Source organism: Streptomyces pluripotens, assembly GCF_000802245.2.
In the GTDB taxonomy this organism is placed as follows: Bacteria; Actinomycetota; Actinomycetes; order Streptomycetales; family Streptomycetaceae; genus Streptomyces; species Streptomyces pluripotens.
The window spans coordinates 6,099,106-6,111,616 of record NZ_CP021080.1 but is presented as its reverse complement, the minus strand read 5'-3'; the positions used below and the strand labels follow the sequence as shown (position 1 = coordinate 6,111,616).

The 12,511-nt window shown below is 70.8% G+C and carries 10 protein-coding genes; 4 read left to right on the top strand and 6 right to left on the bottom strand.

The window, feature by feature from the left end:
* Positions 1-71: 71 nt before the first annotated feature.
* On the top strand, positions 72-512 hold the full coding sequence (locus LK06_RS27155; RefSeq protein ID WP_039648397.1) for an SRPBCC family protein: 441 nt from the start codon (positions 72-74) through the stop codon (positions 510-512).
* A gap of 110 nt (positions 513-622) precedes the next feature.
* On the opposite strand, the gene LK06_RS27150 is transcribed toward LK06_RS27155, so the two are convergent.
* The 5 genes from LK06_RS27150 to LK06_RS27130 all read right to left on the bottom strand — a co-directional run bounded on the left by LK06_RS27150 (position 623) and on the right by LK06_RS27130 (position 7,365).
* Complete coding sequence (locus LK06_RS27150) at positions 623-1,774, bottom strand: XdhC family protein (protein WP_039648399.1); 1,152 nt, start codon at positions 1,772-1,774, stop codon at positions 623-625.
* 47 nt (positions 1,775-1,821) lie between these two features.
* Entirely contained in the window at positions 1,822-3,282 is a 1,461-nt protein-coding gene (locus tag LK06_RS27145; protein ID WP_039648404.1) for an NCS2 family permease, read from the bottom strand.
* Between the two features lie 207 nt (positions 3,283-3,489).
* Positions 3,490-5,874 (bottom strand): xanthine dehydrogenase family protein molybdopterin-binding subunit, encoded by a 2,385-nt coding sequence (locus LK06_RS27140; protein WP_039648406.1) that lies wholly within the window; start codon positions 5,872-5,874, stop codon positions 3,490-3,492.
* A gap of 1 nt (position 5,875) precedes the next feature.
* Positions 5,876-6,472, bottom strand: a complete 597-nt coding sequence (locus LK06_RS27135; protein ID WP_039648408.1) for a (2Fe-2S)-binding protein — start codon at positions 6,470-6,472, stop codon at positions 5,876-5,878.
* Positions 6,472-7,365 carry an FAD binding domain-containing protein gene (locus tag LK06_RS27130; RefSeq protein WP_039648410.1) on the bottom strand — a complete coding sequence of 298 codons (894 nt, stop codon included), beginning with the start codon at positions 7,363-7,365 and terminating at the stop codon, positions 6,472-6,474. Before LK06_RS27130 ends, LK06_RS27135 begins: the two co-directional genes overlap by 1 nt.
* Before the next feature lie 341 nt (positions 7,366-7,706).
* Between LK06_RS27130 and LK06_RS27120 the strand changes: the two genes are divergently transcribed.
* From LK06_RS27120 to LK06_RS27110, 3 genes are all read left to right on the top strand, one after another.
* On the top strand, positions 7,707-9,380 hold the full coding sequence (locus tag LK06_RS27120; protein ID WP_039648412.1) for a PucR family transcriptional regulator: 1,674 nt from the start codon (positions 7,707-7,709) through the stop codon (positions 9,378-9,380).
* Positions 9,381-9,543: 163 nt separating this feature from the next.
* Complete coding sequence (locus tag LK06_RS27115) at positions 9,544-10,311, top strand: hypothetical protein (protein ID WP_039648600.1); 768 nt, start codon at positions 9,544-9,546, stop codon at positions 10,309-10,311.
* Positions 10,312-10,387: 76 nt separating this feature from the next.
* A complete protein-coding gene (locus tag LK06_RS27110) occupies positions 10,388-10,906 on the top strand; it encodes a DUF2231 domain-containing protein (protein WP_039648414.1) in 519 nt (172 codons plus the stop codon).
* A 182-nt stretch (positions 10,907-11,088) separates the two neighbouring features.
* Here LK06_RS27110 and LK06_RS27105 read toward each other — a convergent pair whose 3' ends face one another.
* Positions 11,089-11,901 (bottom strand): GntR family transcriptional regulator, encoded by an 813-nt coding sequence (locus LK06_RS27105; protein WP_043407858.1) that lies wholly within the window; start codon positions 11,899-11,901, stop codon positions 11,089-11,091.
* Positions 11,902-12,511: the final 610 nt, after the last annotated feature.

Genomic DNA, 12,511 nt, shown 5'->3' with positions numbered 1-12,511 from the left:
AAGCCCGGGCGGTGTCAACACCGGGATGACGAAAGACCGTTGCCCGGGATCATGTTGCCTAGGATCGTGCCGTGCCGATCTTCTCTCTCTCCCGCACAGCCCCGCTTCCCCTGGACGAGGCGTGGCGCCGGCTCACCGAATGGCCGCACCACGCCGGCGCGGTCCCGCTCACCCGGATCAGGATGCTCACGCCCCCGCCGACCCGTGCAGGAACCCGCTTCGTCGCCCGTACCGGCATCGGCCCGCTGGCCTTTGACGACGTCATGGAGGTGACGGTCTGGCGTCCGCCCACCGACGGCGAGCCCGGAATGTGCCGCCTGGAGAAGCGCGGTCGCGTCGTACTGGGCTGGGCGGAGATCGAGGTGCAACCGGGGCCTGGGGGCCGCAGCCGGGTGCTGTGGCGCGAGGAGGTGCACGTACGTTTCCTGCCCGGTGTCTTCGACGGCGTTCTGGAGCGGTCGGCGCGCTCGGTGTTCGGGCGTGCGGTGAACCGGCTCCTCAGAGGGGTCTGACGGGGAACAGGGCGTACGGGACGTGCAGCGGCCGCGGAAGAACCGCGATCACCCGGGGACAGCACGTGATCGCGGAACTCCGCCCGGTACAGCTTGCTAGGCCACCGATGCTAGGCCACCGACCCGATCCTCCCCGCCGGCGCGGTGGCGGCGTCGTGGTGGATCGGAGTGTGCGCGCCGGTCAGGGAGACCCCGCTCCCACCGCGCCGACCCGCGACGATCTCGGCGGCGATGGACAACGCCGTCTCCTCAGGCGTACGGGCGCCGAGGTCGAGGCCGATGGGTGAGCGCAGACGAGCCAGCTCCAGCTCCGTGACACCGACCTCGCGCAGGCGCTCGTTGCGGTCGAGGTGGGTGCGCCGGGAGCCCATCGCACCGACGTAGCCGACCGGCAGACGCAGGGCCAGCCGGAGCAGCGGCACGTCGAACTTGGCGTCGTGGGTCAGGACGCACAGGACGGTACGGCCGTCGACTCCGGTGTGCTCCAGGTACGTGTGGGGCCACTCGACGACGACCTCGTCGGCCTCCGGGAAGCGGGCGCGGGTGGCGAACACCGGGCGGGCGTCGCACACGGTGACGTGGTAGCCCAGGAACTTGCCCACGCGGACCAGGGCGGAGGCGAAGTCGATCGCGCCGAAGACGATCATCCGGGGCGCGGGCACGGAGGATTCGACCAGGACGGTGAGCGGGGAGCCGCAACGCGAGCCCAGTTCACCGATCTCCAAGGTGCCGGTACGACCCGTGTCCAGGAAGGCGCCGGCCTCGGCGGCCACGGTGCGGTCCAGCTCGGGGTGGGCGCCGAAGCCACCCTCGGCTGAGCCGTCGGGACGGACCAGGAGGGCGCGACCCCGCAGTTCGGCCGGGCCCCGGACGATCCGTGCGAGGGCCGCCGCCCGTCCCCGTGCAGCAGCGGTCAGCCCGGCCGCGAACGCCGGCCGGGCGGGACCGTCCGCCCGGACCGGCGTGACCAGGATGTCGATGACGCCGCCACAGGTCAGGCCGACGGCGAAGGCGTCCTCGTCGCTGTACCCGAAGCGTTCCAGCACGGTCTCACCGTCCTGAAGCGCCTGCTGGCACAGCTCGTACACGGCACCCTCCACACATCCGCCGGAGACCGAGCCGATCGCCGCGCCACCGGCGTCCACCGCGAGGGCGGCGCCGGGTTGGCGAGGGGCGCTGCCGCTGACGGCCACCACGGTGGCGACGGCGAAGTCACGGCCCTGCTCGACCCACCGGTTCAGTTCCTCGGCGATGTCCAGCATCTGATCGGTCTCCTCACGGGGTTGTGTGCCAGGTACGCAGCGGCGGGCTAGTGCACGCCCATCCAGCCCTCGATGGGGTGGAGGGCGAAGTAGACCAGGAAGACGATCGTCAGCCCCCACATGAAGGCACCGATCTCGCGAGCCTTGCCCTGGGCGGCCTTGATGGCCGTGTAGGAGACGACGCCGGCGGCGACACCGGTGGTGATGGTGTAGGTGAACGGCATCAGGACGACGGTCAGGAAGACCGGAACGGCAGTCGCGCGGTCGGCCCAGTCCACGTGCCGGGCGTTCATCAGCATCATGGCGCCGATGACCACCAGGGCAGCGGAGGCGACCTCCTGCGGGACGATCGCGGTAACCGGGGTGAAGAAGAGGCAGGCCGCGAAGAGCAGGCCGGTGACGACGGAGGCGAGGCCGGTACGGGCGCCCTCACCGACGCCGGTGGCGGACTCGATGAACACCGTCTGACCGGAGCCGCCTGCCACACCGCCGATCGCACCACCGGCGCCGTCGATGAACAGCGCCTTGGACAGACCGGGCATCCGGCCCTTGTCGTCGGCGAGGTCGGCCTCGGTGCCGACGCCGATGATGGTCGCCATCGCGTCGAAGAACCCGGCGAGGACCAGCGTGAACACGATCATGCCGACCGTCATCGCCCCGACCTTGCCCCAGCCGCCGAACTCCACGTGCCCGAAGAGCGAGAAGTCAGGCATCGAGACCGCCGATCCGTGCAGCTCGGGGGCTGCGCCACCGGCCCACTGCTGGGGATCGATCACGCCGAGGCCGTTGAGGACAGCGGCGACGACCGTGCCGGTGACGATACCGATGAGGATGGCACCGGGGGTGTTCCTGGCCTGCAGCATGAAGATCAGCAGCAGGGTGCCGGCGAAGAGCAGCACGGGCCAGCCGGCGAGTTCACCGGCGGGACCGAGGGTGACCGGGGTGGCCTTGCCCTGGTGCACGAAGCCGGCCTTGTAGAAGCCGATGAGGGCGATGAACAGGCCGATGCCCATCGTGATGCCGTGCTTGAGCGCGAGCGGGATCGCGTTCATGATCAACTCACGCAGGCCGGTGACGACCAGCAGCATGATGACCACGCCGTACATCACGCACATGCCCATGGCCTGCGGCCAGGTCATGCTGGGGGCGACCTGTGAGGACAGCACACCGGAGACGGAGAGGCCGGCGGCGAGGGCGAGCGGCACCTTGCCGGCGAAGCCCATCAGCAGCGTGGTGAAGGCCGCCGCGAACGCCGTCGCGGTGATCAGGGCCTTCTGGCCGAGCGTGTCGCCGGCCGCGTCCTTGCCGGACAGGATGAGGGGGTTGAGCAGGAGGATGTACGCCATCGCCATGAAGGTGGTGATGCCGCCACGCACCTCACGCGTGATCGTCGATCCTCGTCTGGATATGTGGAAGTACCGGTCGAGCCAGGACCGTCCGGCCGGGACGCGAGTTCCTTCGCCCGCGTCTTCGGCTGCGGTCCTGGGCTCCACTGACTGCTGGGTCATGGTGCCAACTCCCAAGGTTCACAGGGGCACCCGTGCAACCGCTTCGCCGGCCACGGGATTTGGGAATGGACGACCCGGGGGACGGCCCGAGACGTACGAATTTCCTGGTACTTCAAGGACCGCGAGCGGAGCGGAACTCAAAGGGATTCCTCCGGGCGGCGCGGCAGAGTGTGTGACGTTCCCTGCGCCGCCCGGAGAGTTCGGGGGTTACGCGGTTCCCGTGAGGTGCTCGGGCCGTACCGGAGTGCGGTTGAGCTCCAGCCCGGTCGCGTTCCGGATCGCCGCGAGAACGGCCGGCGTGGACGACAGGGTCGGGGCCTCGCCGATGCCACGCAGCCCGTACGGGGCATGGTCGTCGGCGAGTTCGAGCACGTCGACCGGGATGGTCGGCGTGTCGAGGATGGTGGGGATCAGGTAGTCCGTGAAGGAGGGGTTCCTGACCTTGGCCGTCTTCGGGTCGACGATGATCTCTTCCATCACGGCCACGCCCAGGCCCTGGGTGGTGCCGCCCTGGATCTGGCCGACGACGGAGAGCGGGTTGAGCGCCTTGCCCACGTCCTGGGCGCAGGCCAGTTCGATGACCTTGACCAGGCCCAGCTCGGTGTCGACCTCGACGACCGCGCGGTGCGCGGCGAAGGAGTACTGGACGTGTCCGTTGCCCTGGCCGGTGCGGAGGTCGAAGGCCTCGGTCGGCCGGTGCCGCCACTCCTCCTCGACCTCCACGACCTCGCCTTCGAGGACGTCGGCCAGGTCACCGAGGACCTCACCACCGTCAGTAACGACCTTGCCGCCCTCCAGGAGTAGTTCGGCCGTCGCCCACGCCGGGTGGTAGGCGCCGAACTTGCGGCGCCCGATCTCCAGAACCCTCTCGCGCACCAGCTCGCAGGCGTTCTTCACGGCGCCGCCGGTGACATACGTCTGCCGGGAAGCCGAGGTCGAGCCCGCCGAGCCCACCTGGGTGTCGGCCGGGTGGATGGTCACCTGGGTGACGCCGAGCTCGGTGCGGGCGATCTGCGCGTGGACGGTGACACCGCCCTGGCCGACCTCCGCCATCGCAGTGTGCACGGTAGCGACGGGCTCGCCACCCACCACCTCCATGCGCACCCGGGCCGTGGAGTAGTCGTCGAAGCCCTCGGAGAACCCGACGTTCTTGATACCGACCGCGTAGCCCACACCGCGGACGACGCCTTCACCGTGCGTGGTGTTGGACAGGCCGCCGGGCAGTTGTCGTACGTCGGCGCCCTCGCTGGACTCCCACTGGCGCTCGGGCGGCAGCGGCATCGTCTTGATCCGGCGCAGCAGTTCGGCCACCGGGGCCGGGGAGTCGACCGGCTGTCCGGTCGGCATGATGGTCCCCTGCTCCATGGCGTTCAGCCGCCGGAACTCCACCGGGTCCATGCCCAGCTTCTTGGCCAGCTTGTCCATCTGCGCCTCGTAGGCGAAGCACGCCTGGACCGCGCCGAAACCACGCATGGCACCGCAGGGCGGGTTGTTGGTGTAGAGGGCAATGGCCTCGATGTCGACGTCGTCGACGACGTACGGGCCCACCGACAGCGAGGAGGCGTTGCCGACGACCGCCGGGGAGGCGGAGGCGTAGGCGCCGCCGTCCAGGACGATCCGGCACTTCATGTGGGTGAGCTTGCCGTCCTTGGTGGCGCCGTGCTCGTAGTACAGCTTGGCCGGGTGGCGGTGGACGTGTCCGAAGAAGGACTCGAACCGGTTGTAGACGATCTTCACCGGCTTGCCGGTGCGTAGGGCCAGCAGGCAGGCGTGGATCTGCATCGACAGGTCCTCGCGCCCGCCGAAGGCTCCGCCGACGCCGGACAGCGTCATGCGCACCTTCTCCTCGGGCAGACCGAGCACGGGCGCAATCTGACGCAGGTCGGAGTGGAGCCACTGGGTGGCGATGTAGAGGTGGACGCCACCGTCCTCCTCGGGCACGGCGAGACCGGACTCGGGGCCGAGGAAGGCCTGGTCCTGCATGCCGAAGGTGTACTCGCCCTTGACGATCACGTCCGCCCGCCCGGCGGCCCGGTCCGCGTCACCGCGGACGATGGGCTGGCGGTGCACGATGTTGGGGTGCGGGACGTGACCGATGTGGTGGTCGTCGCGGTTGTCGTGAACCAGGATCGCGTCCGGCGCGGTCGCGGAGGCCTCGTCGGTGATGACGGGCAGCTCCCGGTAGTCGACCTTGATCTTGGCAGCGGCGCGGCGGGCCGTCTCCGGGTGGTCGGCGGCGACGATCGCGACCGGCTCGCCGTGGTGGCGTACCTTGCCGTGCGCGAGCACCGGGGTGTCCTGGATCTCCAGGCCGTAGTTCTTCACCCCGGCGGGCAGGTCGTCGTACGTCATGACGGCGTAGACGCCCGGCGTCGCCAGTGCCTCGGAGGTGTCGATCGACACGATCTCGGCGTGTGCGACGGTGGAGCGCAGGATCTGGCCCCACAACATGTCCTCATGCCACATGTCGGACGAGTACGCGAACTCGCCGGTGACCTTGAGGGTGCCGTCCGGACGGAGGGTCGACTCACCGATGCCACCCTTGGTCTGGGAGCCCTGTGTGATCTTCGTAGGAGCGCCGTTGGCCGGCATGTCAGACCCCCTCGGCCTGGCGGGCGGCCGCGAGGCGGACCGCGTCCATGATCTTCTCGTAGCCCGTGCAGCGGCACAGGTTGCCCGACAGCGCCTCACGGATGTCGGCGTCGCTCGGGTTCGGGTTGCGCTCCAGGAGTTCGTCGGAGGCGACCAGCAGGCCCGGGGTGCAGAAGCCGCACTGGACGGCGCCGGCGTCGATGAACGCCTGCTGGATCGGGGAGAGCTCGGTGCCCTCGCCGGTCTGTGAGTCGGTGGCAGGTGCCTCCGGCGGGCGCGCCTGCCACTGCTGGGCGTGCTGCAGCGTCGTACCGCAGGCGCCGGTCGCGCAGCCGCCGTCGGCGCGTGTCCTGGCGAAGTCGGCGAGGCCCTCGACGGTCACGATCTCGCGGCCCTCGGCCTGACCGGCCGCGACCAGACAGGAGCAGACCGGCACGCCGTCGAGCCGCACGGTGCAGGATCCGCATTCGCCCTGTTCACAGGCGTTCTTTGAGCCCGGCAGGCCCAGGCGCTCGCGCAGGACGTACAGCAGGGACTCGCCCTCCCACACGTCGTCGGCTTCCTGCGGACGTCCGTTGACGGTGAAGTTGACGCGCATTACGCAGCTCCCTCAGAGGCGCGGCGGGCGCCGCGGTACGACTCCCAGGTCCAGGTGAGCGTCCGTCGGGCCATGACGCCGACCGCGTGCCTGCGGTAGCTCGCGGTGCCCCGGACGTCGTCGATCGGGTTGCAGGCTCCGGAGCACAGCTCCGCGAACTGCTTGGCGACCGACGGGGTGATGATCTTCCCGTTGTCCCAGAAGCCGCCCTCCTCCAGGGCCGCGTTCAGGAAGTCCTCGGCGGCCTTGGCCCGCACCGGGGTGGGAGCGGCCGAGCCGATACCGGTGCGCACGGTCCGCGTCTCGGGGTGCAGGGCGAGGCCGAAGGCGCACACGGCGATGACCATGGCGTTGCGGGTGCCGACCTTCGAGTACTGCTGCGGGCCGTCCGCCTTCTTGATGTGCACGGCGCGGATCAGCTCGTCGGGCTGGAGCGCGTTGCGCTTGACGCCCGTGTAGAACGCGTCGATGGGGATCAGCCGGGTACCGCGGGCCGCCGATTCCGCCTCGACCTCCGCGCCGGCCGCGAGCAGGGCGGGGTGGGCGTCACCGGCGGGCGAGGCCGTGCCGAGGTTGCCGCCGACGCCACCGCGGTTGCGGATCTGCGGGGAGGCGACCGTGTGCGAGGCGAGCGCCAGTCCTGGCAGCTCGGCACGGAGACACTCCATGATCCTGGTGTATGGGACGGAGGCACCGAGCCGTACCGCGTCCTCGCCGATCTCCCACTCGTAGAGATCGCCGACGCGGTTCAGGTCGAGGAGGTACTCGGGCCGGCGGTGGTCGAAGTTGATCTCGACCATCACGTCGGTGCCACCCGCAATCGGCACAGCGGTGGGGTGCTCGGCCTTCGCGGCGAGCGCCTCCTCCCAGCTGCCAGGGCGAAGGAAGTCCATGACCGGCTCTCTTCTTCGTCTCGTGAGTCGTACAGATTGAGCCAATCCGTGTGCGGCGGGCCCGGCTCGTTCATGTGCTGTTGACGGGGAGTGGAGTCAGTACACCGCCCCGTGCTCCAACGGAGTCAGTCACCGAAACCATGAAGGAGTTGGCTGGCCAGACCGGGCATCTTGTAGATTCGTATGAACAGAGGTCATCGGTAACCTCTCCGTTTCCCTGGAGAAACACAGGAAACAGCGCGGAGACCCCAGTGTGCGCCCCTGCACGCCGGGTGCCGGGTCCCTCTCCCCACCCTCCAAGATCCATCGTAGGTTTCGAGACAAAGAACGGCGGCGACGAGATGCGGCTGCGCGCTCTGCTGAACACCGATGCGCTGGGCCTGCGGCTGCTCGGCGGCGAGGACGAGCTGGACCGCTCGGTACGCGGTGTCATGACCACCGACCTGCGCGACCCGAGTCGCTACCTCTCGGGGGGCGAGCTGGTGCTGACGGGTCTGGCCTGGCGCCGGGGCGCCGCCGACTCCGAGCCGTTCGTCCGCATCCTCGTGCAGGCCGGTGTGGCCGCCCTCGCCGCGGGCGAGGCCGAACTCGGCGACGTACCGGAGGACCTGGTCCTGGCCTGCGCACGACACCGGCTCCCGCTGTTCGCGGTGCACGAGTCGGTCGCGTTCGCGACGATCACCGAGTACGTCGTCCGCCAGGTCTCCGGCGAGCGCGCCGGAGACCTGGCGGCGGTGGTGGACCGGCACCGCCGGATGATGACCTCGGGTCCGGCGGGCGGCGGTCCGGACGTGGTCCTGGACCTACTCGGCTCCGACCTGGACCTGCGTGCCTGGGTCCTGTCCCCCACCGGCCGGCTGATCGCCGGCTCCGAGCTCACGGGCCCGGCGCTGCCGCCGGAAGTCTGCGCAGGGCTCGCCGCAGAGCACCTGGCGGCCACCCGCACCGGACGGCGCGGCCCGCACCGCGTGCTGCTGGACGGCACCACCTACTCGCTCTTCCCGATCCGCTCCTCGGGTCGCTCTCCACAGGCCGCCCGCGACATCCGGGAGACGGTCCTGTCGGACTGGCTGCTGGCCGTCGAGGCGGACGCGGGCGACTGGCCCGAGGAGCGACTGGACCTGCTCCAGGGGGTCACCCAGCTGATCGCGGTCGAGCGGGACCGCCGGGACGCGGCACGCACGGTGCGACGCCGGCTCGCCCAGGAGGTGCTGGAACTGGTGCAGGCGGGCGCCGCGCCCGCCGAGATCGCCGCCCGCCTGCGGGTGGCCGCGCCGGTGCTGCTGCCCGGACTCGGGGCGGCCCCGCACTGGCAGGTGGTCGTGGCCTGTGTGGAATGGGATGGCGTCGAGATCGCGGGCGGCCCGGTCGCCCAGTCCCTTCTGGAGGAGGTACTGGTCGACCCCCTGGCGACCGGCCCGGAACCCTCCGACCGCATCGCGGTGGCGCACACGGGTGACGAAGCGATCGCCCTGGTCCCGTTGCCCGCGGTCACTGCCGAGCACGACGGTTCCGACACCGGTCTGCTCGCCGACGTCCTGCTGCGGTCGGTGCAACAGCCGTTGTCGGCGGGCCTGGACGACGACGGACGGCTCACGCTCGGCGTGAGCGCGGCCGTGCACTCGGCCGAAGGCCTGCGCGGCGCCCTGGAGGAAGCCCGGCACGCCCGCCGGGTCGCCGCGGCCCGCACCGGCCGGGTGTGCGCGGCCGGACACCAGGAGCTGGCCTCCCACGTGCTGCTGCTCCCGTTCGTCCCGGATGACGTCCGCCGTGCCTTCACCGCACGCCTCCTGGACCCCCTCAAGGACTACGACCGCCGCCACCGGGCCGAGCTGATCCCGACGCTGGAGGCGTTCCTGGACAGCGACGGGTCCTGGACCCGCTGCGCCGCCCGCCTCCATCTGCACGTCAACACCCTGCGCTACCGGGTCGGCCGGATCGAGCAGTTGACGGGCCGGGACCTGTCACGACTGGAGGACAAGCTCGACTTCTTCCTGGCGCTGCGCATGAGCTGAGGCCCGCGGGGCGTGCACCGGCCGAATTCGGTCACACCCACCCCCGACTTTGTGAAAACTTTCACCCATCCCCTTGGCCCGGCCCGTCGGTTGGTGCTGGAATGCCGCCACCACTCAACAGCTCGATGGCGTGCTCGGGGAGGGCAACGTGGCGCATTCCGCCATGTCTGGTAACGGAACGACCGCCAATGACGACCCCCTCCAGACCGCGGTGTGGCGGTTGCGCAGCCGGGCCTGCTGGGCCGACGCGGCGGCCCTCCTGCCGTGCGGCACTCCCGCCGCCGCCTTACAGCGGGCGGCGCTGCTGGTCGAACGGTGCCTGTACACCGAGCGGGGGTGGGAGGAGGCCGAGGACGCCCTGCGGACAGCGGAGGCCCTCGCGCACACCGACGAGGAGCGGGGCGCGGCAGCCTGCGAGCGGGGCCAGCTCGCCTACGCGGCGACGCTGCACGGGGTGCGGGACCGCGCCGACGAGGCGCGGGCCGCGCTCGGCCGGGCCGCGGCCCTGGTCCCTCCAGGGGCGGGCGGGCGGGCCCTGCTGGACTTCCGTCGGGGGCTGCTCGCCGAGAACCTGGGCCGTTCGCCACAGGCTGCCCGAGCCGCGTACCGAAGGGCACATGCGGGCGCCACGTCCCACGCCGACCCACTCCTGCTCTCCTTCACCTGGCGCCACCTCGCCGGACTCGCCCTGCGGGAGGGTGAGGTGGCCGAGGCTCGACACGGCTTCGCCGAATCGCTGAGGATCCGTGAGGAGTTGGGATATCTCGTGGGTACGGCGCCCGCACTGGTCTCCCTCGCCGACACGGAGTCCGAACCGGAGGCGACCCGGCTACGGGAAGAGGCCCGACGGCTGTTCCGGCTGCTCGGGGGTGTCCCGACGTGGCTGGCGAGGCAGCTGACGCCGCCCACTCCGGGAGTGGCCACCGCGTGAGAACGCTCTGAGAGGGAACTGAGAGCTTCTTGTGCCAGGGTGACACGCTCCGACTACCCCCTCAGGAGAGCGACTGATGAGCCTCGTCAATGGCCTGCCTGCCCATGTGCTGCTGGTCCATGTCGTCGTCGTACTGGTCCCGTTGACCGCACTTGCCCTGGTGGCCGGCGCCCTGTGGCCGTCCGCCGCCCGGCGTCTGGGCCTGCTGCTGCCCGTGCTGGCCTTCGTCGCCCTGGTCAGCGTGCCGCTGACGACCGAAGCCGGCGATTGGCTGGAGCGGCACGTGGAGAACGACGCCCTGGTACGCCGCCACGCCGAACTCGGCGACGGACTGCTGCCGTGGGCGCTGGGCCTGTTCGTGCTGGCCGCGCTCGTGTGGTGGGCCGCGCGGCGCGGCGCGGCGGAAACCGGGAGCGGGCAGGGCGGCGGGCTGCGCTGGTCCGCCCTGCCGGTGCGGATAGTCGTGGCCGTGTTGTCCGTGGCCGTCGCCGCGGGAGCGGTCGTGGACGTGTACCGGGTCGGCGACTCGGGCGCGAAGGCGGCCTGGCACGACGCCTACTCCAAGACCGCGCACGGTGACACAGACGGTTCCTGAACGACCTTGATCGACACCGGCCGGTGGCCGCTGCACCCGTCACGACCACCGGCCGGCCCCCACCGGGCATCATGTGCCGTTGCTCCTGCTGCTGGCAGACAGGCGAAACCCGCCCGGCACCAACAGGAGCGCCAGGGCTGTCCGGGCTATCCCGGCTCTCCCGGCCGCGCGGGGCACCGCGCTCAGCGCGCGCCCGCGAAGTGCTCCCGCACCACGTTCCGCACCCCGTCCAGGTCACGGGCGGCCAACGCCTCCAACAGGGCCATGTGCTCCGCCGCATCCGCGACCAGACCGGTACGCCCCCGCCGGACCGGGCCGCCGGCCGGCGGCCACTGAGACCGGCGGTGCAGGTCCTCCGCGACACGCACCAGCTGCTCGTTGCCCGACAGGGAGAGCACGGCCCCGTGGAAGACCCGGTCGGACTCCGCGTACGCCGCCGGACAGCCGGTGGACGCCGCGCGCACCGTCGCCTCCGCGAGGGGACGCAAGTGCGCCCACCGCTCGGCCGGCAGGGTCCGCGCGAGCCGCAGCACCACCGGCACCTCGATCAGTGCGCGCACTTCAGCCAGCTCGGCGATCTCCTGGGATCCGCGCTCAACGACCCGGAAACCGCGATTGGGCACGACTTCGACGGCGTCCTCCAGCGCAAGCTGCTGCATGGCCTCCCGCACCGGCGTGGCCGAGACCCCGAAGCGTTCACCGAGCACCGGTGCCGAATAGACCTCGCCAGGCTTCAGCTCCCCGGTCACCAGTGCCCTGCGCAAGGCGTCCAGGACCTGCCCGCGCACCGAGGGCCGCTGCACAGCGGACTGCGGCCCGGGAACCGGCCGCTCACCGTGCGTGTGCTCGCCCCGCGCGCCCGGGACGGCCATGTCCCGCTCCCGGACGCCGTCCCGGGGAGTGGCCGACCGCTGCTGCGGTGGTACCCGGGCCGTGTTCGGCGTCCCGCACTTCGGGGTCCCCGCCCCGGCGAAGCCCTGCACGCCCTGCTTCACGGGTCCTCCTGGCGACTTGTCGGCACTTGGGTCATTAACGACGGGTTGTCGCTTGCCCGTCAAGCACCATAGGCGCACCGGGCTGCAGTGCACATTCCAACAAGATAACTAAGGTCAGCCTCACCTATACGGTCTCAGCGATCACTGCACCACCGGGCCCGCGGCAGGCAGCGCCGCGACCCCCGGCCAGCATCCCCACACCCCAGCAGGACCGGGCCGCACCGGCACGCAGTGCACACCGGCCGGCCCGGGCAGCACCGACAGATGACGGCTCACCGACCGCCCCAAGGCACCCCAAGGCATCCCGAACCACACCAGCACACCGACCTGGAGGTGACCTGAGCACTCACCGCACCGGCCGACGCCGTCCCTCAACCCTGCTACCCCAAAGTCCCCCTGAGGGGCCTTCAGGGTCCACAGAACCTCCCGCGTCGACTAGGATCGCCGCCAGCGGGCCACCCACCCGCGGATCGGTTCACGGACGGTGATTCACCACTTCCCCACCTGTCGCAAGAACTTTCCGAGGAACCATCCGTACGGGTAGTCTTATTCGAACTCAACTCCCACCCCTCAAACACCAGTTCGAGCGGAACGCCGCCCTGGGCATCCC

Excerpts from the sequence above, each read along its gene's own strand:
- LK06_RS27150 (WP_039648399.1), bottom strand. The coding sequence starts at position 1,774 with ATGCTGGACATCGCCGAGGAACTGAACCGGTGGGTCGAGCAGGGCCGT.
- LK06_RS27145 (WP_039648404.1), bottom strand. The coding sequence starts at position 3,282 with ATGACCCAGCAGTCAGTGGAGCCCAGGACCGCAGCCGAAGACGCGGGC.
- LK06_RS27140 (WP_039648406.1), bottom strand. The coding sequence starts at position 5,874 with ATGCCGGCCAACGGCGCTCCTACGAAGATCACACAGGGCTCCCAGACC.
- LK06_RS27135 (WP_039648408.1), bottom strand. The coding sequence starts at position 6,472 with ATGCGCGTCAACTTCACCGTCAACGGACGTCCGCAGGAAGCCGACGAC.
- LK06_RS27130 (WP_039648410.1), bottom strand. The coding sequence starts at position 7,365 with ATGGACTTCCTTCGCCCTGGCAGCTGGGAGGAGGCGCTCGCCGCGAAG.
- LK06_RS27120 (WP_039648412.1), top strand. The coding sequence starts at position 7,707 with ATGCGGCTGCGCGCTCTGCTGAACACCGATGCGCTGGGCCTGCGGCTG.
- LK06_RS27115 (WP_039648600.1), top strand. The coding sequence starts at position 9,544 with ATGTCTGGTAACGGAACGACCGCCAATGACGACCCCCTCCAGACCGCG.
- LK06_RS27110 (WP_039648414.1), top strand. The coding sequence starts at position 10,388 with ATGAGCCTCGTCAATGGCCTGCCTGCCCATGTGCTGCTGGTCCATGTC.